At 60.0% G+C, this 24453-nt stretch carries 24 protein-coding genes, 2 tRNA genes and 1 riboswitch; of the genes, 4 read left to right on the top strand and 22 right to left on the bottom strand.

Going from position 1 to position 24453, the window contains the following annotated elements; translation table 11 throughout:
• Window positions 1-11 precede the first annotated feature (11 nt).
• The 7 genes from RMO95_RS01980 to ahcY all read right to left on the bottom strand — a co-directional run bounded on the left by RMO95_RS01980 (window position 12) and on the right by ahcY (window position 8845).
• Window positions 12-365, bottom strand: a complete 354-nt coding sequence (locus RMO95_RS01980) for a phage holin family protein (RefSeq protein ID WP_310448908.1) — start codon at window positions 363-365, stop codon at window positions 12-14.
• Window positions 366-388: 23 nt separating this feature from the next.
• A complete protein-coding gene (locus RMO95_RS01975; protein WP_310448907.1) occupies window positions 389-1267 on the bottom strand; it encodes a hypothetical protein in 879 nt (292 codons plus the stop codon).
• Window positions 1267-2505: an AAA family ATPase gene (locus RMO95_RS01970; RefSeq protein ID WP_310448906.1), complete on the bottom strand. Its 1239-nt coding sequence runs from the start codon at window positions 2503-2505 to the stop codon at window positions 1267-1269. The genes RMO95_RS01975 and RMO95_RS01970 overlap by 1 nt, the downstream gene beginning before the upstream one ends.
• 3 nt (window positions 2506-2508) lie before the next feature.
• Window positions 2509-3987 (bottom strand): DNA translocase FtsK, encoded by a 1479-nt coding sequence (locus tag RMO95_RS01965; RefSeq protein WP_310448905.1) that lies wholly within the window; start codon window positions 3985-3987, stop codon window positions 2509-2511.
• Window positions 3987-6023, bottom strand: coding sequence for a DNA sulfur modification protein DndD (dndD, locus tag RMO95_RS01960; RefSeq protein ID WP_310448904.1), 2037 nt, complete (start codon window positions 6021-6023; stop codon window positions 3987-3989). Before dndD ends, RMO95_RS01965 begins: the two co-directional genes overlap by 1 nt.
• The gene (gene dndC, locus RMO95_RS01955; protein WP_310448903.1) at window positions 6020-7363 is read right to left on the bottom strand and encodes a DNA phosphorothioation system sulfurtransferase DndC; all 1344 of its coding nucleotides are present in this window, start codon (window positions 7361-7363) and stop codon (window positions 6020-6022) included. The genes dndD and dndC overlap by 4 nt, the downstream gene beginning before the upstream one ends.
• Window positions 7364-7435: 72 nt before the next feature.
• Window positions 7436-8845 carry an adenosylhomocysteinase gene (gene ahcY / locus RMO95_RS01950; protein ID WP_310448902.1) on the bottom strand — a complete coding sequence of 470 codons (1410 nt, stop codon included), beginning with the start codon at window positions 8843-8845 and terminating at the stop codon, window positions 7436-7438.
• Between the two features lie 55 nt (window positions 8846-8900).
• Window positions 8901-8979: riboswitch (S-adenosyl-L-homocysteine riboswitch) on the bottom strand.
• A gap of 136 nt (window positions 8980-9115) precedes the next feature.
• Here ahcY and RMO95_RS01945 point away from each other — a divergent pair.
• Window positions 9116-9192, top strand: a tRNA-Met gene (locus tag RMO95_RS01945).
• Window positions 9193-9269: 77 nt separating this feature from the next.
• Here the strand turns inward: RMO95_RS01945 and RMO95_RS01940 are convergent.
• The 5 genes from RMO95_RS01940 to RMO95_RS01920 all read right to left on the bottom strand — a co-directional run bounded on the left by RMO95_RS01940 (window position 9270) and on the right by RMO95_RS01920 (window position 11949).
• Window positions 9270-9668, bottom strand: coding sequence for a TM2 domain-containing protein (locus RMO95_RS01940; protein WP_310448901.1), 399 nt, complete (start codon window positions 9666-9668; stop codon window positions 9270-9272).
• A 207-nt stretch (window positions 9669-9875) separates the two neighbouring features.
• Window positions 9876-10205 carry a hypothetical protein gene (locus RMO95_RS01935; protein ID WP_310448900.1) on the bottom strand — a complete coding sequence of 110 codons (330 nt, stop codon included), beginning with the start codon at window positions 10203-10205 and terminating at the stop codon, window positions 9876-9878.
• 92 nt (window positions 10206-10297) lie between these two features.
• Complete coding sequence (locus RMO95_RS01930; RefSeq protein WP_310448899.1) at window positions 10298-11014, bottom strand: RES family NAD+ phosphorylase; 717 nt, start codon at window positions 11012-11014, stop codon at window positions 10298-10300.
• Window positions 10992-11372 (bottom strand): antitoxin Xre/MbcA/ParS toxin-binding domain-containing protein, encoded by a 381-nt coding sequence (locus RMO95_RS01925; protein ID WP_310448898.1) that lies wholly within the window; start codon window positions 11370-11372, stop codon window positions 10992-10994. The genes RMO95_RS01930 and RMO95_RS01925 overlap by 23 nt, the downstream gene beginning before the upstream one ends.
• Before the next feature lie 169 nt (window positions 11373-11541).
• Window positions 11542-11949 carry a glutaredoxin domain-containing protein gene (locus RMO95_RS01920; protein ID WP_310449004.1) on the bottom strand — a complete coding sequence of 136 codons (408 nt, stop codon included), beginning with the start codon at window positions 11947-11949 and terminating at the stop codon, window positions 11542-11544.
• 130 nt (window positions 11950-12079) lie between these two features.
• Here RMO95_RS01920 and RMO95_RS01915 point away from each other — a divergent pair, with 130 nt between their 5' ends.
• A complete protein-coding gene (locus RMO95_RS01915; RefSeq protein ID WP_310448897.1) occupies window positions 12080-12736 on the top strand; it encodes an OmpA family protein in 657 nt (218 codons plus the stop codon).
• A gap of 30 nt (window positions 12737-12766) precedes the next feature.
• On the opposite strand, the gene RMO95_RS01910 is transcribed toward RMO95_RS01915, so the two are convergent.
• Window positions 12767-13666, bottom strand: a complete 900-nt coding sequence (locus tag RMO95_RS01910; protein ID WP_310448896.1) for a radical SAM protein — start codon at window positions 13664-13666, stop codon at window positions 12767-12769.
• A 110-nt stretch (window positions 13667-13776) separates the two neighbouring features.
• Between RMO95_RS01910 and RMO95_RS01905 the strand changes: the two genes are divergently transcribed.
• Window positions 13777-15174, top strand: a complete 1398-nt coding sequence (locus tag RMO95_RS01905; protein ID WP_310448895.1) for a 3'-5' exonuclease family protein — start codon at window positions 13777-13779, stop codon at window positions 15172-15174.
• A 9-nt stretch (window positions 15175-15183) separates the two neighbouring features.
• Here RMO95_RS01905 and RMO95_RS01900 read toward each other — a convergent pair whose 3' ends face one another.
• The 9 genes from RMO95_RS01900 to RMO95_RS01860 all read right to left on the bottom strand — a co-directional run bounded on the left by RMO95_RS01900 (window position 15184) and on the right by RMO95_RS01860 (window position 22967).
• A complete protein-coding gene (locus RMO95_RS01900; RefSeq protein WP_310448894.1) occupies window positions 15184-16086 on the bottom strand; it encodes a patatin-like phospholipase family protein in 903 nt (300 codons plus the stop codon).
• 112 nt (window positions 16087-16198) lie between these two features.
• On the bottom strand, window positions 16199-16444 hold the full coding sequence (locus RMO95_RS01895) for an ArsR family transcriptional regulator (protein WP_310448893.1): 246 nt from the start codon (window positions 16442-16444) through the stop codon (window positions 16199-16201).
• A 27-nt stretch (window positions 16445-16471) separates the two neighbouring features.
• Window positions 16472-16547 (bottom strand) — tRNA-Ile (locus RMO95_RS01890).
• A gap of 50 nt (window positions 16548-16597) precedes the next feature.
• Complete coding sequence (gene rpoD, locus RMO95_RS01885; RefSeq protein ID WP_310448892.1) at window positions 16598-18808, bottom strand: RNA polymerase sigma factor RpoD; 2211 nt, start codon at window positions 18806-18808, stop codon at window positions 16598-16600.
• A gap of 139 nt (window positions 18809-18947) precedes the next feature.
• On the bottom strand, window positions 18948-20681 hold the full coding sequence (gene dnaG / locus RMO95_RS01880; RefSeq protein ID WP_310448891.1) for a DNA primase: 1734 nt from the start codon (window positions 20679-20681) through the stop codon (window positions 18948-18950).
• A 14-nt stretch (window positions 20682-20695) separates the two neighbouring features.
• Entirely contained in the window at window positions 20696-21148 is a 453-nt protein-coding gene (locus RMO95_RS01875) for a GatB/YqeY domain-containing protein (RefSeq protein WP_310448890.1), read from the bottom strand.
• Between the two features lie 106 nt (window positions 21149-21254).
• On the bottom strand, window positions 21255-21467 hold the full coding sequence (gene rpsU / locus RMO95_RS01870) for a 30S ribosomal protein S21 (RefSeq protein WP_041100734.1): 213 nt from the start codon (window positions 21465-21467) through the stop codon (window positions 21255-21257).
• Between the two features lie 99 nt (window positions 21468-21566).
• Window positions 21567-22643 (bottom strand): hypothetical protein, encoded by a 1077-nt coding sequence (locus tag RMO95_RS01865; RefSeq protein ID WP_310448889.1) that lies wholly within the window; start codon window positions 22641-22643, stop codon window positions 21567-21569.
• Between the two features lie 6 nt (window positions 22644-22649).
• Window positions 22650-22967, bottom strand: coding sequence for a hypothetical protein (locus RMO95_RS01860; RefSeq protein WP_310448888.1), 318 nt, complete (start codon window positions 22965-22967; stop codon window positions 22650-22652).
• 412 nt (window positions 22968-23379) lie between these two features.
• Here RMO95_RS01860 and RMO95_RS01855 point away from each other — a divergent pair, with 412 nt between their 5' ends.
• The gene (locus RMO95_RS01855) at window positions 23380-24096 is read left to right on the top strand and encodes an Abi-alpha family protein (protein WP_310448887.1); all 717 of its coding nucleotides are present in this window, start codon (window positions 23380-23382) and stop codon (window positions 24094-24096) included.
• Window positions 24097-24453 lie beyond the last annotated feature (357 nt).

The following is a 24453-nucleotide window of genomic DNA, read 5'->3' as shown; positions in this document are numbered from 1 at the left end:
TCAGCGTGCGTTCATGATCGGGGCGAGCTCAGCAGCAAACGCGCCAGCAGCCAGGAAATCACGCTGTAGAGCGTCGAGCCGATGACGCCGGCGATGAATCCGTCCACCACGAAGCCGTCGAGCAACCACGCCGCGAGAAGAAACATCATGCCGTTGATGACGAAGATGAACAGCCCCAGGGTCAGCAGCGTGACCGGCAGCGTCAGCAGCAACAGTAGCGGCCGGATCAGGGTGTTGATCAGTCCGAGCACCACCGCCACCCCCAGCGCCGTGGCAAATCCGGCGACGTGTATCGAGGGCAGCAGGTAGGGCAGGGCCAGCAGCGCCGCTGCGTTGATCAGCCAGTTTAGGAGGATGCGGACCATTGCCTGATCAATTCGCGCGTGACTTAGTTGCTCGCTGCAATTTGATCGACAAAAAGTGCTATTTCTGACGGGACGCGTGCCATTTCCCGTACATGGTTGGCCAATCGTCCTTTCAAATTATCCTTGATGCGATGAGCTGCAGAGAATCTATCGAGCAGCGCCTTGCCATGAACCCTTCTGAGTAGAGCAGTGACGCGAGTGGTTGAGGATTCACCTGGAAGATCAAAGGCATCTACGCGGGAAACGTGCATTGCATAATCGGCGGCTGCCGAGGAAGGAAGCCTTGGGAATTTATCTTGCTGAACACATGCTTCGCTTTCAGCACGAGTGGAAAAGCGACGATTGGTATACCCGTCAGACAAGCCTTCAATTCGATGCTGATGGCAAACGGCGTTAATTGCCGCGTGAGGGATTAGAACTTGACAATGATTCAATAGCTCGTCATACACATCTTGCATCGGCCTGGGTGGTTCCATCTCTATCTCGGCCCGACATTTCTCCATTGCCTCGCCGTCAGCAAGATAGTTTTCCATCTCCCATCGACAAAGCGCTTTCACCTCTGAACCAAACGGCTGTGAGTTCTGGTAGGCAGCATCATCGGTCTCATGAACCAAATGCCACATATCTTTGCTCATAACTGTATCCCGGTCCACGACGCCCCACGCTGAGTTGCCGGCCTTTCGTTCCTCAGCAACGGCCTCTATTACGGCTGAACAACCGGAGAAATTGCATTGCTGTGAAGCGGGCCTGAATTCAACGCGTGACAGGTGATCTTTGAACCAGCACTCGCCGAACACGTAGTTGTCTTCTTCAGATTCGACGTAAATAACAGGAACTCCACCGTAACGGGCCGACAGTCTGTCCGGAGCACTCAAACCGGGTTGATTCTTTACCGCCCCCATTAATTTTCTCCCGCAACTGGATCCATGCTGCGTGTCAATTCTTTCGCGGTGGCTTCTTTCGCGATTTCCTCCGCGCGGTCTTCTTCCTCTGCTGTTTCGATGATGTAAGCGCCCTTACGCAAATTTTCCTCGACGCTATTGAGTCCGAACGCTTTCATCATTCGCTCCGAATGGGTGGCCATAAATACGCTGACATTGGGGAAGTGCGACTTTGCAATGTTTAGAAGAGTAAACAGGGTCTCGTACTGCCAATTACGGTGAAGATGAACCTCCGGTTCATCGATCAACAAAATGGTGTTCCGAGTCATATGTGCCCCCAGACGCAAATAAAGCTGAACCAGACTTTTTTCTCCGCTGGATAGCCTGTCCAGCCGATGCTCCAATCCGTTCGCTTCAATGATCGCCTCCGGCGGTTCTTTGCGCACGCCTTTAAGCTTCTTCCCAGAAAAAAGTCTCTTGTCGTCAACTTTGAAGACCCGCTCATTGATCGCTGCGATAGCAACCTCAAAGCGGCCATCGTCCATCCACTTTAGCCAGACTAGCAAGTTGTCCAGCGAGTCCCGCCACTCGCGGCCCTCTACGTCGAAAATATGTACGGGGCGATAGTTCCAATCGCGCGGGGCGACGATGGCCCGATCTTCGGTCGGCATGCGGATGATGTTGCGATAAGCGGAAAAATAGATCAGTGTCGGCAAAGTTAGCTCGTCGCTCTCGAAGCCCGACAGACGTTCTCCAATGCTGGTTTCGATGAGAATGTTGAAGTTCTGCACCCATTCGTCGGTGCGGCCAACCATGCTGTAGCGACCAAAGGCGTTGCGCACGAAGCCAAACCTGCACCAGCGCGTCGCTCCGTATTTCTTGACGTCGGATTCTCCCCACGGCTTCAAAGAAACTTCCTCACCCATGAAGCCTGCAACGAGCGACAGGATCACGGTTTCCTTGCGCCCATCACGATTCACAGTCACGCGAACGTCCCACTGGGCGCGGCCTTGCTCGCGGTCGAATGCCTCGAAGCCGAGAGCTGAACACTCTGTCTTGCCGAGCATATTCATCATCGCGGCAAGCATTTCCATGACCGTTGTCTTCCCCCGGCCATTCTTGGAAATCATCAGGTATGCATTGCACGGCTCGTCATTGGCGTCGGTAAAATCGAATTCCTCCATTCGTTCCTGAAAGGGGCCAACCCGGTCCACTGTGAGGAGCAGGGAAGAAAATTCCTCGATCAGTATGTTCATCATTGGTTAGCCCTCCTTGTGTAAGCGTCGCAGGAAGCTTGTTACATCATCCGGCCGGATGTTGAATCCATGCGCGCGCACTAACTTCTCGCCCAGCCATTTCACCAACATGTCGCCCTTGCCGAGCAGTTTCTCGGCGCCCCCTTCATCGAGGACGATGCGCGAATCGGTGGCCTTCTGCACAGTCAGGGCGATGCGTGAGGGAATGTTTGCTCGTAGCAGGCCGCTGAATGTAGCTGCATCCGGGCGTTGGGTGGCAAGCACTAGATGGATACCGGCGGCGCGGGCTTTCTGGGCAAGACGAACCAAGGGGTCTTCCGCATCTGGTGCCTGAGCGATCAGGTCGGCGAGTTCCTCTACCACGACGACAATCCGGTGCGGGGCTGACTCACCCAAATCCCTCCATTCCCTTGCACCACGCGTAGCCAATAGCTTCTCCCGCGACTCCATCTCCTTCACCAGGCTTTTCAGAGAACGGGTCGCCTCCACGCCGTCGGTAACGATGGGTGCCAGCAGGTGTGGCGAACTCTGATATGGAGTGAACTCGACTCGCTTGGGGTCAATAAGCAGCAACCGTAACAACGCTGGGCTGCGCGTAGTTAGAAGTGACAGAAGCAAGGCATGCAGGCAAACGCTCTTGCCGCTGCCAGTGGTGCCGGCAACCAAGACGTGGGGTGCATCGACAAGATCGCGCGTAACCGGCTCACCTTCGATATCGACGCCCAGCAACAGTGGCAGCCCCGCTGCGGGCGCGGCCCAACTGCCGAACAATTCCGTGCCCACGTTCTTCCACTCCTGCGGAGGGCGGGGAACATCCAGCCAGACTGTCTTCGGTTCCCCCGCTGGTGCAAGGAATACTCCCGCATCCTTAAGGCCAAGGGTGAAGGCCAGATCATCTAGTTTTCGTTCCAGCCGGCCATAATCTTCGGCATCGGCAAGGCGTATCGTGTGACGCGTGACGCGGGGGCCTTCGCGGCTTTCGGTAATCTCCGCAGTCAACCCAAACTCTTCAAGGGCCTGAGCCAAGCCCTTGGCACTGTCAAGACTGCTCGCTTCCTGGGTTTCTCCATGTGCGCTGAAGAATTCCTGGTAGAGGAATTCGTGAAAGTCGTGGGATTCCCTCCACGAAGTCTGAATTTCCCGCAGACCGCGACGAATGTGCCGTTGCAACAGCCGCGTGAATAGCGACTCGTTCTCGTCGCCGAACAAATCCTGCTGGTGGTAGACCGAAAGCAAGGCACGGAAGGCGCCCACAAAACCCTCTGGTTCCTTTTGGCTGTGTCCGGTAAGTACCTCGAGCGTATATTCCTTACCTTTCCCACCTTCCAGATTGTCGAAATCTTCAGCAGGTGGGTTCAACTGTTTGATGGAAAGCGCCAAAGCCACGCGCAACACGGTCCATTTATCACCTGCAGCCCTAAATCCCGTTCGCAGTACCAAGGCAATAGTGTCCTCGTCGCTTTGGGAGGTATACACCTTGGCCATCAGTAATACCCTCCAAGCTCGACACTGGTCTGATCGCCTTCCGGATTAATCAGTCGGTATTCCCGATACACATGGGACTTGAGTAAGGCATGTTTTTCGCGATCCAGTTCGGAATCGGTGGGCAGCACAATCACCTGCGGCCCCGCCTTGGGGTAGTAGCAGGTAATGAGATTTTCCTGGTGCTGTCGGTCGATACGAGCTAACGGCGTATCCACCACCACTGGAGCCTCCTTGCCGGATACGTCTTTTAATCCCCATAGCAAAGCCAGGGCAACTAATTGCTTCATACCAGCCGAAAGATTTCCCATTCCGACTGGCTGGCCATTGGCATCAAAGTAATGCAAGGAAAAATCATCGTTGACCTGAATATGCCGAATCAGGGTGTGAGAAGTCATCAGTTCGATGAATCGACTGTTGATGGCGGCTTCGATATCGCTGCGCCGCCGTGCCTTCAGCAGGCTGCGGTATGAAGCCAGGGCGTGTTGGAGCCGTTGGCCGATGCCCAGCTTGCCTCGTGCCGCATTTGCACCCACCAATTTTCGTTCTTCGGCCCGGCAAGTGTCGCGCCTAGCCCCCAACTCGCGATTGAAATTGCGTTCCTGTTCGGCAAGTCCGCCAAGATGTCGATGTAGTTCCTCAATCCTGATGTTCAGAGTATCGCGTTCAGTGATTCGCTCTTCAAACAATTGCCGTTCTTGGGGGGCGAGATTGGAGACATCGTTAAGCTTTCGCTCGATCTCGGCAAGGTCGGACTTGATGCGACGAATATCCGCCAGATCGCTTGCCCAACGGGCGCGTTTGCGTTCGTCATGGGAGTACTCGTCCGCCACCCTGAGCAAGGCCTCGGCACGAAGGGGGCTCAAATGGAACAAGCCAGAAGTCATGTCTTCCGCATCGGGGCGGTAGCTGTCCATGACGCGGGCCAACTTGCGTCGCAGGAACTCTTCCTGATCCTGCGTCAACGGCGGTACCGGTAGCGGCGGGTCGTCGAACAGTCGTTCCGGCAAGGCATTAAAGACTCTACCCAATTCGTCTTTGAGGCGTCGGTTGGGATGGGCGGCGATCTTTTCTAGCTCATGTGCTACTTCGCCCATAAGCAATGGATGCAAAACCAGCGGCGCATCTCTGGTGAAGGACTCGAAAAAGGTGAGAGTTCTTTCTTCCAGGCGCGCCGCGAAACCTTCCCGTTTTGTAGCCAGTTGCGCTTCTTCGCTCTGTAAAGCGAACTGGCGCCGTGCCTGGAGGGCAGTGTCCAGCCGTTTGACGGCATACTCGGCCTCGGCGATTTCATCTTCCACGCTCTTGCGATCGGCATCTAGTCCCGCAAGCTTCTCTTCGAAAGCCTGGATTTCATGATGCAAGGAGTTGATTTTATGCTGGCTAGCGTCGTTGGAATCTTTCCGCCAAGCGGTCAAATTACGGCCGAGATACTCGTCGATGACGTCTATGTCGGCGAGATCCAGCAATTGCTCTATTTTCTCTAACTGGCCATCACGGTTAGCCTCGGCAAGTTGTTGTACTCTCTCACCGTCATAGATGAAAAAAGGCATCACGGCCTCGGGTAACCGCTCTTGGATAAATGCACGGGCTTCGCCCTCGATATCGCCATCCTGATCTTCAAGGGGGTCGCCAAAACTAGGCGTAACGCGTAGGGTTTCTCCAGCATTACCTTTCTCTAACTGCCAGATGCGTTCGACAGTTACTGTACCGGCGGCTTCACGCCAGACAAGCGAAACGCCAAACCTCTTCTCACCGGCAGCACGCGCGTGGCGGTTAAAAATGCCGACCCACTCGTCGCCCATACCTAGCAGGTAATGGTCACGCTTAATGTTTCGGCCGATATGAACGGTGCCGCGCAATTCCTCTGATACACCCGTAAATAGCAGCTTTAGGCTGTTCAGAAAGCTCGTCTTGCCGTAGCCGTTACGGCCCCAAATAAGGAGTATGTTGCGCCCATCGTCGGATGGACGAAGATCGAAATCCCAAGTGCCGCAATACGAAAACAGGTTGTGGATACTGAACCGCTCGAGAATCATGTTTGCGCCATTTGCTCCGCTTGCTGCGCAGCCTTGTTCACCAAGTCACTGACCGCACGTTCAAATCCCTTTTTTGCTCCCCACTTGTCCAGAGACGGAAAATCACGGCGGCGGATTTCCAGCAACTCCCGCATCAAGTCGGGGTTTAAACCAGACTCGACGGCGGCTTGTTCCAGCAACTCGTCTTCAGGATGAGTAGTTTCTTGTGGGCTTCCCGACATGGCGATATCCCTCCCGTACTTTATGGCGATGTTGCGCGCCAAATGTCCTTGGAAATCGAACTCCCTCGACCATTCATGCTGAATGTATACTAATTCCGCCTCGCTGACGAGGGGAAGCCCGACTTTCTTCTCCAATGCCAGCAGGGCTTCGAGGATTTCCTGTCGCGCGATAGGAAGGAATGGGCCCGGTCCAGCATTCCCGTTTCGTTTCACTTCGCTTCGATAGCCGGGCTTGTCGCGCAGCTCGATCAACCAATCGCGAAAATCGACTAATGGCTGCAGGTGCTCTTCGCCAGAGCGGATGAAACCTTGCAACGACTTGTCTTCTTTGACCACTGTACAGGTCCAGCAACCAAAACGACTGCCACCACAGGATGGTGTATTGAGATCGAAGATAACGGGGCACTCACCACCGCTTGCTTGGCGATAAAGAGAAAACAGGAAGCTATGGTTGCCTCCCCACGGACAGGGATTATCCGACAAGTACTCCCATACATCGTCGGTGGTCCAGTTCGCAATGGGCGTGGCCACCAAAGCATTGGGAATTTCGTGATGGGGGTTTAGTCCTCGGCTGTTGATTTCGCGCGCCTGCATGGTACGGCCACGCTGCGAACTCTCGGAGATTCGCGTTCCCAACAGCAGGATAACGCTGCCGTGGTTGATTGTAATGTCCTCAATTGCACGGCGCGACGGCTTAATCTTCATGTTGCTGGTACACCAGCGAAACCAGCGTGAGGGTGGTGGGTAACCTTTCCCGATGAGCTTGCCCCAGTAGCTCTCTGCTGGGGTCGGGCGGACAAGGATTGTTGAAATTGGCAGGCGCAGTTTTGTCGCTGATCGCTGGACGCTATCTATTGCCGCAGTGACGTATTCCGCAACGTTGGGGGCTTCAACCTGTGTATCGGACGATATAACGAAAATTGGTTTTGTCGCCCGCTTGCCAAGGCCAAGCAGCATATTGAAGACAAGCTGCAGAACTACCGTGGAATCCTTTCCGCCAGAAAAGGCAACTACCCAAGGACGGCTATCAGCAAGATATTGCGATTCCAAAGATGCTTGCACCAACTCGATCATTGATTGCATCGAAGAAGGTCTGACTGCCAATTGCTCTGAACTCATAGGGTATCCGCCGAAGGGATCATGAACGGAATGGAGTCGAGAGTACCGACTCCATCCAGGTTTGGCAATTCTCTAGTAGCGGTACTGGTCGGCCTTGTAGGGCCCGTTCTTGGGCACGCCGATGTAGGCCGCCTGCTGGTCGGTCAGTTCCGACAGTTGCGCATTCAGCTTCTTCAACTGCAGGCGCGCCACTTTTTCGTCGAGGTGCTTGGGCAGGGTGTAGACGCCCACCGGGTAGTCGGCATTGCGCGTGAACAGCTCGATCTGGGCAATGGTCTGGTTGGCGAAGGACGACGACATCACATAGCTCGGGTGTCCCGTACCGCAGCCCAGATTCACCAGGCGGCCCTTGGCCAGCAGGATGATGCGCTTGCCGTCCGGGAAAATCACGTGGTCGACCTGCGGCTTGATCTCTTCCCACTGATACTTCTCGAGCGAGGCGACGTTGATCTCGGAATCGAAATGGCCGATGTTGCAGACGATGGCCTGGTCCTTCATCTTCGCCATGTGCTCGTGGTCGATGACGTGCACGTTGCCGGTGCAGGTGACGAAAATGTCGGCCTTGTCGCAGGCGTAGTCCATGGTGACCACGCGGTAGCCCTCCATCGCCGCCTGCAGCGCGCAGATCGGATCGATCTCGGTGACCCAGACCTGGGCCGACAGCGCGCGCATGGCCTGGGCCGAGCCCTTGCCGACGTCGCCGTAACCGGCGATCAGCGCCACCTTGCCGGCGATCATGACGTCAGTGGCGCGCTTGATGCCATCCACCAGCGATTCGCGACAGCCGTAGAGGTTGTCGAACTTCGACTTGGTGACCGAGTCGTTGACGTTGATCGCGGGAATCTTCAGCTCGCCGCGCTCGTGCATCTGGTACAGGCGATGCACGCCGGTGGTGGTTTCTTCAGTGACGCCCTTGATCTGCGCCAGACGGGTCGAATACCAGGTCTTGTCGACTGCCAGCTTGGCCTTGATGGCGGCGAACAGCACGGTCGCTTCCTCGCTGTCCGGCTTGTCCAGTACCGAGATGTCCTTCTCGGCGCGGCTGCCCAGATGCAGCAGCAGCGTCGCGTCGCCGCCGTCGTCGAGAATCATGTTCGAGTAGCCGTTGTCGGGCCATTCGAAAATGCGGTGGGTGTAATCCCAGTAGTCGACGAGAGTTTCGCCCTTGACGGCGAACACGGCCACGCCGTCGGCGGCGATGGCGGCAGCCGCGTGATCCTGGGTCGAGAAGATGTTGCACGAAGCCCAGCGCACTTCGGCGCCGAGCGCGGTCAGCGTCTCGATCAGCACCGCGGTCTGGATCGTCATGTGCAGGCTGCCGGTGATGCGCGCGCCCTTGAGCGGCTGGGCCTTGGCGAATTCCTCGCGGATGGCCATGAGGCCGGGCATCTCGGTTTCGGCGATGCGGATTTCCTTGCGGCCCCAGGCGGCAAGGCCGAGGTCGGCAATTACGTAATCTTTTTTGTCAGTCACGGCGTTCATGAGGGCTCCTTGAACTGTGACCGGGAGGGAGGCGAACTCACCCTGCCCGGTACGGGTTAGGTGAGCGCAGTTTGAAAATGGTCCGAGCCTGGGGGGTAAGTGTGGGAACTACCCTTGCAGCGCTCCTCGGAAGGGAGACGATTATATCGTTTTTGGTTTCGGCCGCTACGCTTAACGTCGATAAGTCCAACGTTAGCCTTCACTGAAACCGCGTTTTCGGCAATTGCGTTGCGCACTGCCGCAAATCCATCTATAATCGCCTTTCTCTGACGCGGGGTGGAGCAGTCTGGCAGCTCGTCGGGCTCATAACCCGAAGGTCGCAGGTTCAAATCCTGCCCCCGCAACCAATAAAGACAAGGGCTTACAAGCGAATGCTTGTAAGCCCTTTGTCCTTTGGCCGGTCGTGCAATTCAGCTGACTGAGGTCATTTTGACGCGTTTACGACGGTAATCTGGTCATTGAGCGTCCAGTAATCGTAAAGGTAGCCGATGCCCGCAAGGCCGAGCGTACAAAGGTACAGAAGGCCGGTGACCCACTTGCCTATGTACATCCGATGAACCCCGAAAAAACCCAGGAAGGTCAGCAGAATCCAGGCGACGGAGTAGTTCACTCTGCCCGACTGAAATCTGAGATCGGCCTGACGGTCCATGGCCGGGATCAGGAATAGGTCTATCAGCCACCCGATGCCCAACAGGCCCAGGGTGAAGAACCAGATAGTTCCAGTCACCGGCTTTCCGTAATAGAAGCGGTGGGCGCCGGTGAACCCGAACAGCCAGAGGATGTAACCGACGGTCTTTGAGTGGGTATCGCTTGCCTGTGTCATTGCCTGGCTCCTGGTTTGGCCGATATTCAGCCTAGTACGCAGACATGTTGAAACCGATGGATGCAGGAGCGAGCTTGCTCGCGACAACGGCTTATCGCGAGCAAGCTCGCTCCTACAGGGAATGCGCCTTTTCCTTGTTGACTGACTGCTAGGTCAAAGTTGTTTCACTGCCTGTCATGGAGAACGAGAATTTTTTGCGGAACCGGTTTACATCCCGGCGCCGACATCCCCGATTGCCGGCGGTGCCCACTCCAACAGTTCAGCCAGCCTGTGAACGATCCAGGCGGACTCCTTTTCGTTGAAGTTCGACACATCGGCCATCAAGCCCCGGTGGCAGCGCATCAGGACTTCCTGTGCAGCGAAGTTCTCCTTGAATGCGATCGTCCGGGCATGCTCGGTCAGCATGCAGGCCATGTCCTCGCACCGTTCATAGCGGTCCAGTATGACTTCATGAGACGCGTTTGGCCGGGTGTGTCCGGGGGCGACATGCATGAGCATGAACGACTGCGGGATGTCGATCTGATTATCGAAGGGCATATGGGCTCAGGATGCGATCGACTCGGCTTTGTTCATGGGACTTCCTCGGGACAAATTTCGCGATCCGACTTTTATCTTCGCCAGCGTTTGGCTTATGCATACTCGAAGCTGAGCGCGTCTCCAGTCAGTTCCCGTTGCCAGACCACCAGTTTCGGCGGCTGGATGAACAGGCCCCACGTCTGCTCCCAATCCCGAAAAGGCGCTGCAACAGCCCTGAATACGGCCGGCGTAAGGATCGCCAGGCAGCGGCCATCGGGGCGGTTTCGGGCCGATTCCGAGCGCAGCACCTCGATGTTTTCATGCCTTGCGCGGGCAGCGAGTTCCTGGGTTTTACCGTAATCGGACGGATGGATCCAGGTTTTTCGCTGCGTCCTGAAGGGTGGCAACGTCAGATCCAGGTGTAACTGCGTCGCGCCATGGAATTCGAACAGCGTCATCTGTATCGAGGCAGATTGGCTGGCCAAGGCTTCGCTGTCCAGCCAGAAACGCAGGCGCCAGTATCCGGCTTCGGCGCAGGCGGTCTTGATGTCTTCGGCGCCGTAGAACACCGCGGGATCGAAGCGCCCCCGAAATCGCGATCCGGAAGGCGGCGGCGGTAGATAGCGAAAGGGCGTGCTGAGTAGAAAGTGCAGACCCTTCGCTGCTTTCGGCAATGGCGGCTTGGCGTCTTCGAGAATGTTTTCGAGGATGCCCTGGTCGATCACATTGCCCATCGTCAGGGCGATGGTGGCGTTCTTGTGCTGCGCTTCGACCGCGCGCCAGCCCGAGCCCTGCCAGGGGCGAGCCTCAGGCAGGAGCGCGATGGGCATCAACGTAATCGCAGGCGTGAACCAGGCCGCGCGCGTTCTGGATCACCGCGAACGGGATTTCGTTGCCGAACGCGAGGTTGCGCGATTTCAGCCAGGCCTTCGCCAATTGATCGTTGCTGCCGACGATCGAATACAGGCCGCGATACAGGCGAACGAGGAGGGCGGCCAACTCCCATTCCTTCGTGCGTTCGCGAACCGTGAATTCGCCCCGCATCAAGCGGGACGCGGAAGGCTGGCTGATGCCGATTATGGTCCCGAGATCGGTGGCGCTGATATCCAGATGCCGTGCGACTTCCGCAACCGCGGTAGTAAGGATCCGCGCTCGATCTTCGACTTTGGCGGCGATGGCCTGCGGCATGGTTCTTTCTCCTTTACCGACGTTTTATATTCTATTGAATGCCAATATATAAATATAGTCAATAGAATGGCCGTAGGGCAAGCCAATGAACCGAATCCCGCGAATCGGCAATACACATGCTGCGAAGTCCGGCCGCAAATCGCTGTAAATCGCCGAGCCAGCCAGCCGGTCAGTCGGCCATCATTCGCGAGAATTCCCCGCTGTCGATCAGCCGCTGCAATTCGCTGGCGCCACCGACCAGAACGCCTTTGACGAACACCATGGGGAAGGTGGGCCAGCCGGTCCACATCTTGAGGGCGTTGCGGCGTCTCCACTGGCCGAGATAGCTTCCGTACTCAAGGTATTTGTACGGCGTTCCCAGCGCGTCCAGCGCCTTGCACGCCTTTCGCGGGAAAGGATTTTGCGCCATGCCGACGACCACGACCTTGCTTCCGGCGACGGCTGCCTGCACTTCGCCCACGATGTCGGCATGCTTGTCCGCGATGGACCGGCGGATGGCGGGATGAATATGGTCTTCGTCCAGAACGCTTCGACTCATGTCGGACTCCTTGGTCTTGTTGCTACGATTACAGGTCATTGCACTCACATTATCGCCGCTGCGCCGTCCCGCCAGCGCCAACTATCGGCCGTCATCGTCCCGAGCCGGATTCCGGGTGGCCGCTTTGGTCTGTTGCTCAGGGAAGGCCGGCTCGCGCAAGCCGCCTGTCTTGCTGATTCGCAAGCTCGCGGCTTCTGGTGGAATTCCATGTGCAAGCTATACTTCATATCGAAGATTCGCTAATTTTGGATGGGAGGTTATTGTGAAAACCACGAAGAATTTGGTATTGACGGCGCTGCTGGCCGGGTTGCTGGCGAGTGCGCAAAGCATGGCCGCGGAGCCGGAGCGCAAGACCGTGTCGATCAATGATCGCGTGCCAACGCCGCAGCAGGTTGCAGATGCGCTTTTCCCCAAGGAAATCGAAGCCTTGAAGAAGGAATGCGCGCAGGCCGAGAAGGCCGGCATGCGTTGCCAGAGCCGGATTCCGAAGTCATCTCTGGATTCCGTGCTGGTTACTTTCCCGCGTGGCTCGGCGAGCCTGAGCGGCGAAGCACAGGAATTTCTCTCGGCGGTTGGACAGGCCCTGAAGAGCCGGGAGTTGATGTGGACTTCGATGCGTATCGAGGGGCATACCGACGTCACGGGCAGTCCGGCGGTCAACCAGCGCTTGTCGAAGGAACGCGCGGACGTCGTCAAGAGTTATCTGGTCAAGAATTTCGGGCTGAAAAACATAGAAACCGTCGGCCGTTCGAGCGAGCAACTGAAGGACCCGGCGGATCCGGAAAGCGCGTTGAATCGCCGCATAGAGTTTGTTCCCGAGTGGTAGTCGAGGCCGCTTGAGCGGCGCCCTTTTCGGCTAAAGCCCCGGCCTGCGGACAGCGCGTAGGCTGGCGGCCGCAGGGGCCGCGATGGCTGTCCGTATTTCATCCATGAGGCGCGACTTTTCGGCGCCGAGGGTGCCTTTGAGCACCAGGCGGTTGGAGACGTGGTCGCTGCGGAATACGGTGCGCCTGAGTTCCAGTGCCGATATGAAGGTTTCCATTTCGACGAACAACTCGCGTTGATCGCAAGCTTGCCAGTCCGCAAATCCGGCACGGAAGCGGTCATCGCCCTGCGGAAAACTCACCACCAGCGTTGCCAGGAATTCCGGCTGCGTCGCATTGGCCAGGCGCGCCGAATTTTCCGCATGTTGCCGCGACAGCGCTTTGCCGCCGAGGCCGTTGAGAATCATTACCGAACGCCTGATGCCGGCCTGCTGCAGCTTGTCGAGCGCTTCGCAGGTGCTGGCGAAGCTTTCGCCCTTGTGCACTTTCGCCAGCACCTCGTCATCGCCCGATTCGGCGCCGACGTAGGCGATGCTGAGGCCGGCGGCGGCCAGTTCGCTGAGTTCCTCCACCGATTTCCGGCGCAAGTTGCGCGGCAGGCAGTAACTGGACACGCGGCGCACCGCCGGCAAATGCTCGCGGATAGCATCGAGGATTTCGAGCAGGCGTCGGGTCGGCAGCACCAGCGCATCGCCGTCGGCGAGGAACACGCGGCGGATTTCGTTGCCGAAACGCTCGCCGCAGCGGCGCAGGGTCTCCAGGGTTTCCGTGGCATCGCGGGCGCGGAATTTCTTCTGCGGCGCCGTATACATTTCGCAGAACGTACACTGGTTCCACGAGCAGCCGTCGGTGACCGGCAGGATCAGCGATTCGGCCTCGCTGGGCGGACGGAACACGGGATCGACATAGCGGATCGGGAAGCCGGGATTCATGTTGCCGGTGATGTTACGGGCGTTTGGTCCGCGACGGTATCCCCTCGTGGGATTTCGAGGCTGGCGCAGGCTATGATTCTCCGCTCCCCCGAAAACTTGATTCCTGCCCCATGTCCTTTCCCACCCTGGCCTTTGTCGACCTCGAAACTACCGGTGCCACGGCGACGGCCGATCGCATCACCGAAATCGGCATCGTCGAGGTCGACGCGGAGGGGGTGCGCGAGTGGTCCTGCCTGGTCAATCCGGGTACCCCGATTTCAGGCTTCATCGAGCGCCTGACCGGCATTTCCAACGCCATGGTGGCCAAAGCACCGCCGTTCGAGGAGGTCGCCGCCGAAGTCAGGGCGCGTCTCGACGGGCGGCTTTTCATTGCCCACAACGCGCGCTTCGACTACGGCTTCCTGAAAAACGAGTTCAAGCGCGCCGGCCACGATTTCCGCGCCACGGTGCTGTGCACCGTCAAGCTCTCGCGCAAGCTGTTTCCCCAGCATGCCAGGCACAACCTGGACAGCCTGATCGAACGCCACGACCTGACCGTCAGCAGCCGGCACCGGGCCCTGGGCGACGCGCGCCTGATCCACCAGTTCTGGAACCGGGTGCAGGCCGAGATCGCGCCGGAACTGCTCGACGAAACCGTCAGGAAGCTGACCGCACGCCCGAGCCTGCCGGCGAACCTGGATCCGGCCGCGATCGACGATCTGCCGGACGGTGCCGGCGTCTACCTGTTCTACGGCGAGAACGATCTGCCCTTGTATGTCGGCAAGAGCAAGGAATTGAAGAAGCGTGTGCTGTCCCACTTTGCCGCCGATCATGCGGCGGCCAGGGAAATGAACCTGGCGCAGCAGGTGCGGCGCATCGAGTGCATCGAAACCGGCGGCGAGATCGGTGCGCTGCTCAAGGAGGCGGCACTGATCAAGCAATTGCAGCCGATTCACAACCGGACCCTGCGGCGCAACGATGACCTGTGTTTCTGGCAGCTCGTGGAAGAGCGCGCGGGCGAGTGGCGTCCGCAGTTGTTGCCGGCAAGCGAGCTTGGCTGCCGGCAGCAGGAACAGCTGTTCGGGCCGTTCAAGAGCGCCAGGGAGGCGAAGCGCACGCTGACCGAGCTGGCGAAGGAGCATCGACTTTGCCACGCGCTGCTCGGGCTGGAGAAAGTCAAACCCGGCAAGCCGTGTTTTGCCCACCAGTTGCAGCAATGCAAGGGTGCCTGCGTCGGCAGGGAGCCGGTGTCCTTCCACAGTGCGCGCCTGATGGCGGCGCTCGGCCGCCAGCGCCTGGAGCCTTGGCCCTTCGCCGGTCCGGCATGGCTGCGCGAAGGCGACGAACTGCATCTGATCGACCACTGGCGCCACCTTGGCACGGCGCACAGCGAAGCTGATCTATATGCGCTGCTGGAGACCGCGCCGCCGGCTTTCGATCGGGACAGCTACCGCATTCTGCTGAAGGCGCTCGATCGCATGACGCCGCTGGCGGCAAGCCTTGCCAACGAGGCTGCAGAGGCCAACTGAAGCCGGTCCTCAGTGCGTTGCCGCCGGCGGGTTGCCGCGCCGCCGCGCCAGCCGTTCCTTGATCTCGGCCATGGCCACGGCGGCGGCTTTTTCCCCTTCGAGTACTGCGCGATGACGGCCGGCGAAATCGGTGGCCGGCAGTTCGGCGGTGATCGGGCGGATCACGATATCGGCTTCCGTCGTTTCGTAGCGGCTGATTGATTGGCCCATGATGGCAAAGGTTTGCAGCAGTACCTCGACCGTGCTCGAAGTGCGCGCGTCGCGCGGCTTGACCGAGATATCCACGGCGATCACGAAGTCGGCGCCGAGACTGCGCGCGGCGCGGACCGGGATCGGGCTGACCAGGCCGCCATCGACATAATCGCGGCCGTTGATGCTGACCGGCTGGAACACGCCGGGCACGGCGGACGAGGCGCGTACCGCCATCCCGGTGTTGCCGCTGCGAAAAAGCACGGATTCGCCGCTCTTGAGGTCCGTGGCAACCACGGCAAAGCTGCGCGGCAGCTTCTCCAGCGGCCGGTTCGCGACCGCGCGATTGACGAAATTCTGCAAGGCTTCGCCCTTGAACACGCCGCGATCCGGCAGCGACCAGTCGCCGATCTGGGCCGCGTCCATGTCCAGCGCGATCTTCTGCAATTCGAATCCGGACAGTCCGGAGGCATACAGCGCGCCAACCACCGCGCCGGCGCTGGTGCCGACCACGAAGTCGGGCACGATGCCCTGCGCTTCGAGTGCCTTGATGACACCAATGTGGGCAAAACCGCGCGCCGCGCCGCCGCCCAACGCCAGACCTATCTTGACCGGCGTCGGCGCCGGTGCGGGTGGCGGTGCTGGCTTTTCTCCCAACAGGGTGCAGCCGGACAGTAGGGTGACGGCAAGGAAGGCGAACAGGAGGCGGTGCGAGGCACGCATGACTTCAGAAGGGCCGCGACGTGGCAAGCGTCGGCCGCAAGGGCAGTGGAATTCGGCAAAAGCACCGGGCACGGGGCGCCACCCTGGCGTCCGTGATGCCCGGCCGAGGGCTTTAGCTCGACGCGCCGGGCTTTCTGCCGGGGCTCTTGGGCGGAATGTAGCCCGCCACGCGGCAAAGTACCGCCTCGACTTTCTCGCCATTGTTGAAGCGAGTCACGCTGCATTTCGAGATCTCGCCGCGCGCCGACAGGTCCGAAATCGAGCGGCGCACCTTGGCCAGGGAGAGCCCCGTCGCGGCAGCGATTTCGGAATCGAAGCGCTGGCCGTTAGCTTTCAGGTATTGCATGATTTCTTGCATATCAAGTGCTCCGCGTAAAGGTGAAGCTGGTGGGCCCAGCGAGACTCGAACTCGCAACCAAAGGATTATGAGTCCTCTGCTCTAACCATTGAGCTACAGGCCCGTCGTGAAACTGCAACGGCTCGCGTTGCATGAGCCGCCGGTATTGCGCAATCAGGTTTCGGAATCGAGGAAGCTGCGCAGCTTTTCGGAACGGGTCGGGTGACGCAGCTTGCGCAGGGCCTTGGCTTCGATCTGGCGTATGCGTTCGCGGGTGACGTCGAACTGTTTGCCGACTTCTTCCAGCGTGTGATCGGTGTTCATCTCGATGCCGAAACGCATGCGCAGCACTTTGGCTTCGCGTGGCGTGAGGCTGTCCAGCACCTCCTTGGTCACTTCGCGCAAGGACGCAAACAGCGCCGCATCGCCCGGCGACAGTGTCGCCTGGTCTTCGATGAAGTCGCCGAGATGGGAATCGTCGTCGTCGCCGATCGGCGTTTCCATGGAAATCGGTTCCTTGGAGATCTTGAGGATCTTGCGAATCTTCTCCTCGGGCATTTCCATTTTCACCGCCAGCGTCGCCGGATCCGGTTCGAGACCGGTTTCCTGCAGGATCTGGCGGCTGATGCGGTTCATCTTGTTGATGGTCTCGATCATGTGCACCGGGATGCGGATGGTGCGCGCCTGGTCGGCGATCGAGCGCGTGATGGCCTGACGGATCCACCACGTCGCGTAGGTCGAGAACTTGTAGCCGCGGCGGTATTCGAACTTGTCCACCGCCTTCATCAGGCCGATGTTGCCTTCCTGGATCAGGTCGAGGAACTGCAGGCCGCGGTTGGTGTACTTCTTGGCGATCGAGATCACCAGGCGCAGGTTGGCCTCGGTCATCTCGCGCTTGGCGCGGCGCGCCTTGGCTTCGCCGGTGGACATCTGCTTGTTGATGTCCTTGAGTTCCTTGAGCGGGATGCCGATGCGGGTCTGCAGGTCGATCAGGCGCTGCTGCTCTTCGAGAATGTTCGGCGCCGCACGCATCAGTTGCGCGCAATAGGGCTTGCCCGACTGCACTTCGTGCTTGAGCCATTCCATGTCGGTCTCGTGACCGGGGAAGGTTTTGATGAAATGCGGGCGCGGCATGTGCGCCTTGTCCACGCAGAGATGCAGAATCTTGCGTTCGTGGCTGCGCACCGCCTCGACCATGCCGCGTACCGAGTCGCACAGGCGCTCGATTGACTTGGCGGTGAAGCGGATATTCATCAGTTCATCGGAAATCTGTTTTTGCAGGCGCAGATAGCTCTTGTCCTGCGAGCCCTTCTTGGCCAGCGTCGGCTGCAGCTTGGCGAACAGGGCGTGGATGATGGAGAAGCGCTCGAGGGCATCCTGCTTGAGTTGCAGCAGCGAGGCGGAGATCCGGGCGCTGCCGTCGTCTTCGTCGTCCTCGTTGTCTTCCTCGACTTCCATTTCCTCGTCTTCGGCGAGCGCCTCGATGTCCTCGTCGCTGGCGTTGGGATCGATCAGGCCATCGACCAGTTCGTCGATGCGCATTTCGTCGCGCGCCACCTTGCCGGCGGTTTCCAGCATTTCGGCGATGGTCGTCGGGCAGGCGGAAATCGCCATGATCATGTGCTTCAAGCCGTCCTCGATACGCTTGGCGATTTCGATTTCGCCTTCGCGCGTAAGGAGTTCGACCGAGCCCATTTCGCGCATGTACATGCGCACCGGGTCGGTGGTCCGGCCGAATTCGGAATCGACCGTGGACAGCGCCTGTTCGGCTTCTTCTTCGACTGCTTCGGCATCGACCGGGGCGGGTGCGGATTCGTTGAGCAGCAGGTCATCGACGGCAGGCGCTTCGTCGAAGACCTGGATCGCCATGTCGTTGAAGGTGGAGATGATCGATTCGATCTGCTCCGCATCCACCAGGTCGTCGGGCAGATGGTCGTTGATTTCGGCGTAGGTCAGGTAGCCGCGTTCCTTGCCCAGGGCGATCAGGTTCTTCAGGCGGGTGCGCTTGGTGTCCAGATCGATCGGGGTGGCCTCGGGAGCGACGAGCTTTTCCTTGCTCTTGCGCCCACGCGACTCGGCGATGGCCTTGGCCACGGATTTTGCGGCGACCGGCTGCACTGCGGGTTTCGCCGGCACGACGGTCTCGACAGGCGGCGACACGGGTTTCGCCGGCTTGGCGGCAGCGTGGGATTTGTCTGCAGCGGCTTTGACGCTTGCCTTGGCCGGTTTGGCCTTGGCGGCGGTGGTTTTGGCGGCTGCCTTGGCAGGGGCGGCCTTGGCGGCGGCAGGCTTCTTGACCGGCACAGGTTTTTTCGGCGCGGGTTTCTTCGCGACCGGCTTGGCGGCGGCCTTCGACTTGCTCTGCTTGGCGATTTCCTTCGACATGACTATCCTCAGCTGGAGCACGATTGCGGCGCGGTGCCGCCGGCCATGGAAACGCCGCGACGTGCGCGGAAAGGTCGGCTCAGCGCGCCGTGAAAGCGCTGGAGAACCATTAAGTATATCAGATCGGACCCCCTTCCGTCTAGGACGCGCTGGGGCGCTTCTTTGCCAGCAGTTCGGTGAGGCGTTTCCGGTCGTCGGGGCTCAGGCCCTGCCGCGCTCGTGCCGTGAGCTGTTCGATCTCGGCGGTGAGGGCGGTATGGCGCAGGCGGGTGATGGAATCATTGAACATGGCTTCGAGAGCCCCGAGATCGACTTCTTCCACCATGTTTGCCGCAATGCCGGCGATCAGGGCCTCATGGGGCGTGCCGCGGAAAAATTCCAGCAACAGGCCGAAACCGCCGGCCGGCAGCTCGCCGTGTTCGATGGCGTCGGCAATCGCAATCAGCGCCTCGCTCTCCACGCGTTCGCGGTCGATCAGATCCAGCGGCAGGCTGGCCGCCCACTCCGGTTTGTGCAGAAGGATTTGCAGCAGCTTGTATTCGACCGAGGAAGGCACCGGGCGCTGCTTCATCTGCGCCGGCGCGTAGCGGCTGCGGGCGAGGGGTTTCAGGCCGCATTCGGCTTCGACCTCGGCCTGCGACACCTGGGCGCGCTGGGCGATCTCCTTGGTCACCTGGACCCGCAGGATAGGCGCGGTCATTTTCTGCAATAGGGGTTTTGCTGCATGCACCAGCATGGCGCGACCTTCGGCGGTATTGGGATTGGTCCGTTTGACCAGTTCCCTCAGCAGAAATTCGCTCAGTCGGGCTGCGTTTTTGGTCTGCTGCACAAAGGCCTCGCGGCCATGTTCGCGGATGTATTCGTCCGGATCCTGGTTGCCCGGCATCTGGAGAATCTCGACGGTCTTGTTGTCGGCGAGGTGGCTCAGGCTCACTTCCATGGCGCGCCAGGCGGCGCGGTCGCCGGCTTCGTCGCGGTCGAAGCAGAACACCACGCGGTTGGCCTGTTTCAGGAGCTTCTGCACGTTGGCATCGGTGGCGGCGGTGCCCAGCGTGGCGACCACGTTCTCGACCCCGTTTTGAACCAGTCCGACCACGTCCATATAGCCCTCGACCACCAGCACCGTGCCTTCTTCCTGGATGGCCTTGCGCGCCTGGGGCAGGCCGTAGAGTTCGCGGCCCTTCTCGAACAGCGGAGTTTCCGGTGAATTCAGGTACTTGGGCTCGCCCTGGCCGATCACCCGGCCGCCGAAACCGATCACATTGCCGCGCTGGTCGAGGATGGGAAACATCACCCGGTCGCGGAAGCGGTCGTAGCGCCGGCCCTGCTCATTGACGATGACCAGGCCGCATTCGACCAGGGCCGGATCGTTGTAGTCGGAGAAAACCTGCTGCAGTCCCTGCCAGCCATCCGGCGCGTAGCCGAGGCCGAATTTCGCGGCGATTTCACCCGAAAGTCCGCGATTCTTGAGATATTCGACGGCTTTCGGCGAGGCCTTCAGCTGCTCGCGGTAGAAATGCATGGCACGCGCCATCGGTTCGGTCAGCGGCGCCTTTTTGGCCCGGATCGCCGCGTTGCGCTCTTCGTGGGGCACCTGCAGCCCGGCCGAGGAAGCCAGGTCCTCGACCGCCTCGATGAAACCGATGCCGGCGTGCTGCATCAGGAAGCCGATCGCGCTGCCATGCGCGCCGCAACCGAAGCAGTGATAGAACTGCTTGCTTGGGCTGACCGTAAAGGACGGGGTTTTCTCGGAATGGAAGGGACAGCAGGCGCTGTAATTGGCGCCGGCCTTGCGCAGCGGCACGTAGCGCTCGACCACATCGACGATGTCGATGCGGGCCAGCAGTTCCTGGACGAAGCTTTCTGGGATCACCGGGGTTTATCCCCTTATTGCGCTGCCGCCAGCTTGGCCTTGACGAGTTTGGAAACTTCGCCCATGTCGGCGCGGCCGGCCACCTGGGGTTTGACCAGGGCGATGACCTTGCCCATGTCGGCCGGCGCCTTGGCGCCCGATGCGGCGATGGCGGCGACCACGATCGCCTCGACCTCGGCGGCCGAGAGTCCCTGCGGCATGTAGTCGGCCAGCACCGATGCCTCGAACTTCTCGGCGTCGGCCAGATCCTGGCGCTTGGCAGCTTCGTACTGGGTGATCGAATCCTTGCGCTGCTTGAGCATCTTTTCGATCACCGCAATCACCGCGGCGTCGTTGATTTCGATCTTCTCGTCCACCCGCTTCTGCTTGATCGCGGCGCGCAACAGGCTCAGCGCGTCCTTGCGGGCCTTCTCGCCGGCCTTCATGGCGGTCTTCCAGTCGTCGTCGATACGGGTTTCGAGGCTCATCGGATCATCCTTTCCAGAAGCAAGAAGCACAAAAACCGCCTGGCGGCGGTTTCGGTCATCAAGCGGCAAAACGAACGCGGTTCAGGCTACAGAACCGCAATCCGGATCAATACATTTTCGGCGGCAGAAGCTGGCTGCGAATGCGCTTGTGGTGGCGCTTGACGGCAGCCGCAGCCTTGCGCTTGCGCTCGGTCGTGGGCTTTTCGTAGAACTCGCGTGCGCGCAGCTCGGTCAGCAGACCAGTCTTTTCGATGGCGCGCTTGAAGCGACGGATCGCGACTTCAAACGGCTCGTTTTCCTTGAGGCGAATACCCGGCATTGCAATTATCCTGGAGAGGCGGGAAAGGCGCGCATTCTAAACGCTTTGCCATTGATGTCAATTGTTTCTGCGCCGGGCAAGACGTAGCTCGGTGCCTGATCAGCTCAAGCCCAATGCTTTCACCAGCCGGCGTGCCGCGTCGTCGGCGCCCGTGGTCGCCGGTCGGGCGGGCGCCGGCGCCCGCCACAGGTCCTGCAGGATCTCCACGAAGTCGCCGGCCAGCAGTTGCCCGCGGGTCAGCATCGCGGCGCGCGCATTGCGGGCGAGCCAGTCCGTCAGATGGGGTGTTTCCGGCCAGTCCCCGCGCTCCAGATAGAGGACCGGAATGCCGCTGCCGGCCGCCTCGACGAAGGTGCCGTAGCCGGGTTTGGTGATCACCGCGTCGACGCTGGCCAGCAGGTCGGAAAAATCCAGCCTTGCCGCGTCGAAGGCATGCACGTCCGGGCGCTTGAGCGCCCAGGCGCCGGGCACCAGCCAGCTCAAGCCGGGCGTGTGCGGCCAGCGCTCCAGCGGCGGGCGAAACTCCATGCCGCCCATCGCCAGCAGAATCCAGCGTTGCGCCGTATCCAGCCCGAGCCGGCGCGCCACCAAGGCCCGGTCGCGCCGCCCCAGCCGGGCAATCGGCGCGATGTCCTGCCGCCCCGGCAGGCCGCTCATCGGCAGGCCCGGCGTCAGGCGCAGGAAGCAGCCCCCGGCGCCGTAGGCCGCCAGCATCTGTGCGTGGATGGCCGGCATCCAGGGCTCGTCGGCGAAATAGTGGGCGAACAAGTCCGCCCAGTTCAGCGAACACAGGCCGGCGGCCGGGATGCCGGCCTCGGCCGCCCCCGCCAGCGGCAGGTAGGCGACATTGGACAGCAGCGCATCGACCCCGCGCTGCCGCAGCCAGCCGGCTTCGGCCGTGACCCGCTGCGCCCAGTCCGCGTGGAATTCGCGATAGCGCCGGGCGCTGGCGGCGAGGTCGATATCGACGGCGTTGTGCATCACGTAGCCGAAGTCGCGCGCTTCGGCGACATGGACGAAATCCGCGGCGATGCGATGCGCGAGGCGATGCCGCGGAATCGCGCTGCGCACCGTCACGCGCAGCCCGGGGACCAGGGCGGCCAGCGCATCGATCACCGGCGCGGTCTGCGCCAGATGGCCCAGGCCGTGGGCCGAAATATCGACCAGCAGATGCACCCGGGATCAGCCCGGCAGCTTGAGGCGGCGCGCCACGCGCTTGTCGACATGGCTGCGCGCCGCGAAATCCGTCGCGCCGGCCGCTTTCGCCGCCTCGACCGCAGGGCCGTCGAAGGTCGCGGCGCAGGTGACGATGTCCACCGCGGGATGCAGCGCACGCAAGCGCGCGATTTCGTGCAGCGCATCGCGTCGGCCGAGGTCGATCACAATGCAGTCGGGCGTTTCCTTGCTGGTTCGCGGCAGCATGGCGACTCCGGCGGACGACCAGACGTGGGTCAGGCGCAGGCGGGTGGTCAGGTCGTGGCAGAGGAGCAGGATTTTCATTTTTTTCCCGGAGGCAGGATCGGCAGCGGCGTGTCGCCAGCGCCAACTCTTGGATTTTGCCATGGGCGAGAGGCTTGCCGGGACTCGCCCCGGCGGGCGAGGTACTTTCTTGCTGCGCGGCAAGAAAGTACCCAAAGAAACGCGCCCCGCCTCCCCGGCCCTGCGGGCTGCCCTCGCTGCGAAAGGCCCGCCGGGCCGGTCGCTAAACTAGCCGGCCAAAAGCGGCCGTCGTCGGACAACGCGACCGGAATTCCCCGGCGAACCTTCCTCGCTCGGCGGGTCAGAGGGGGATGAAAACCGTCGCGCATGATAGGTTGTGACGAACAAATTCGATGCCGATCCCCTAAGGCTCAAAATCGACTGATTCGATGCTGGTGGTATCTTGTCGACTGCGCAGCAAAGCGGAGGAGCGATGATTTCTGATGAAGAAGGTAAGGCAGTTCAAGAGATAGCCAAGGCTACAGGGAAATCAGTTGATGCTGCCCGAGAATTCGGTGGGTTCATTTCGAAATACATTGGAGGCCCCCTTGAGCAAGCGATTGGAATTTGGGAAGACAAACTGAAGTATCGCCGCTGGGAGAATCAGATTCGCCTTGCGGAGAATGCCAAGAACTTCCTTAACGCACGCGGGCTTGATGGACCAACGAGACTCATAGAGCTATCGATAGCTATCCCTCTACTTGAAGAGGCATCACTGGCTGACTCTGATTCGCTGCAGAATCGATGGGCCATGCTCCTGGCGAATGCTGCCGATGCAAACGGACCAGAGATTCGCCGTGCGTATGTTGGCATCCTCTCGGAAATGACCCCAATTGACGCATCGTTACTAGAAATGATTTTTGACGCGGACGCAGCGACCCCGCCTAGTCCAGAGGGAGAACGCGCAGAACTTTGGACCGGAAAACTTCCCAACAGCATTTCCGTTGCCAAGCCTGAAGATGATCAAGAGAACAAAGTTGTGCTGCCTGAATACGAGTTGTCCTTGGTAAATCTTGGGCGCCTAGGCCTTATCTGCAGTGCAGCTGCGTTTGGTGGAATGGCAAACATGAAATGGGTTTCGATAACCGCGCTTGGACGGCAATTTGTCATCGCGTGTCGTCCTCCGAAGGCGAATAGCCGACAGGTGTAGCAGCCCAGTCGGGCGCTCGGATTTTCGGATCGCGCGGACAGATGAGATGGTTTTCCTCCCCCTCTGACCCGCCGAGCGAGGAAGGTTCGCCGGGGGTAGTCCGGTCGCGTTGTCTGAGCGAAGCGAGTTTAGCGACCGGCCCGGCGAAGCTTTCGCAGCGAGGGCAGCCCGTAGGGCCGGGGAGGCGGGGCGCGTTTCTTTGGGTACTTTCTTGCCGCGCAGCAAGAAAGTACCTCGCCCGCCGGGGCGAGACCCGCCGGGGCGAGACCCGGCAAGGCATATTCGGTCAAGCTGGATATAATCATGGGGTATCCACTTAGCTCCACTTGAGCTAGAATATACTGGATGGACATCCAG

Source organism: Sulfuritalea sp. (assembly GCF_031426875.1).
Classification (GTDB): Bacteria; Pseudomonadota; Gammaproteobacteria; order Burkholderiales; family Rhodocyclaceae; genus Sulfuritalea.
The sequence above is the reverse complement of the archived record's forward strand: the minus strand, read 5'-3'. Positions and strand labels throughout refer to the sequence as shown.

Excerpts from the sequence above, each read along its gene's own strand:
- rpoD (WP_310448892.1), bottom strand. The coding sequence starts at position 18,808 with ATGTCGAAGGAAATCGCCAAGCAGAGCAAGTCGAAGGCCGCCGCCAAG.
- RMO95_RS01895 (WP_310448893.1), bottom strand. The coding sequence starts at position 16,444 with ATGCAAGAAATCATGCAATACCTGAAAGCTAACGGCCAGCGCTTCGAT.
- RMO95_RS01855 (WP_310448887.1), top strand. The coding sequence starts at position 23,380 with ATGATTTCTGATGAAGAAGGTAAGGCAGTTCAAGAGATAGCCAAGGCT.
- RMO95_RS01980 (WP_310448908.1), bottom strand. The coding sequence starts at position 365 with ATGGTCCGCATCCTCCTAAACTGGCTGATCAACGCAGCGGCGCTGCTG.
- RMO95_RS01940 (WP_310448901.1), bottom strand. The coding sequence starts at position 9,668 with ATGACACAGGCAAGCGATACCCACTCAAAGACCGTCGGTTACATCCTC.
- RMO95_RS01930 (WP_310448899.1), bottom strand. The coding sequence starts at position 11,014 with ATGCCCATCGCGCTCCTGCCTGAGGCTCGCCCCTGGCAGGGCTCGGGC.
- RMO95_RS01975 (WP_310448907.1), bottom strand. The coding sequence starts at position 1,267 with ATGGGGGCGGTAAAGAATCAACCCGGTTTGAGTGCTCCGGACAGACTG.
- RMO95_RS01920 (WP_310449004.1), bottom strand. The coding sequence starts at position 11,949 with ATGACCTGTAATCGTAGCAACAAGACCAAGGAGTCCGACATGAGTCGA.
- rpsU (WP_041100734.1), bottom strand. The coding sequence starts at position 21,467 with ATGCCGGGTATTCGCCTCAAGGAAAACGAGCCGTTTGAAGTCGCGATC.
- ahcY (WP_310448902.1), bottom strand. The coding sequence starts at position 8,845 with ATGAACGCCGTGACTGACAAAAAAGATTACGTAATTGCCGACCTCGGC.
- RMO95_RS01910 (WP_310448896.1), bottom strand. The coding sequence starts at position 13,666 with ATGAATCCCGGCTTCCCGATCCGCTATGTCGATCCCGTGTTCCGTCCG.
- RMO95_RS01905 (WP_310448895.1), top strand. The coding sequence starts at position 13,777 with ATGTCCTTTCCCACCCTGGCCTTTGTCGACCTCGAAACTACCGGTGCC.
- RMO95_RS01900 (WP_310448894.1), bottom strand. The coding sequence starts at position 16,086 with ATGCGTGCCTCGCACCGCCTCCTGTTCGCCTTCCTTGCCGTCACCCTA.
- dndD (WP_310448904.1), bottom strand. The coding sequence starts at position 6,023 with ATGATTCTCGAGCGGTTCAGTATCCACAACCTGTTTTCGTATTGCGGC.
- RMO95_RS01925 (WP_310448898.1), bottom strand. The coding sequence starts at position 11,372 with ATGCCGCAGGCCATCGCCGCCAAAGTCGAAGATCGAGCGCGGATCCTT.
- dndC (WP_310448903.1), bottom strand. The coding sequence starts at position 7,363 with ATGAGTTCAGAGCAATTGGCAGTCAGACCTTCTTCGATGCAATCAATG.
- RMO95_RS01935 (WP_310448900.1), bottom strand. The coding sequence starts at position 10,205 with ATGCCCTTCGATAATCAGATCGACATCCCGCAGTCGTTCATGCTCATG.
- RMO95_RS01965 (WP_310448905.1), bottom strand. The coding sequence starts at position 3,987 with ATGGCCAAGGTGTATACCTCCCAAAGCGACGAGGACACTATTGCCTTG.
- RMO95_RS01860 (WP_310448888.1), bottom strand. The coding sequence starts at position 22,967 with ATGAAAATCCTGCTCCTCTGCCACGACCTGACCACCCGCCTGCGCCTG.
- RMO95_RS01970 (WP_310448906.1), bottom strand. The coding sequence starts at position 2,505 with ATGATGAACATACTGATCGAGGAATTTTCTTCCCTGCTCCTCACAGTG.
- RMO95_RS01875 (WP_310448890.1), bottom strand. The coding sequence starts at position 21,148 with ATGAGCCTCGAAACCCGTATCGACGACGACTGGAAGACCGCCATGAAG.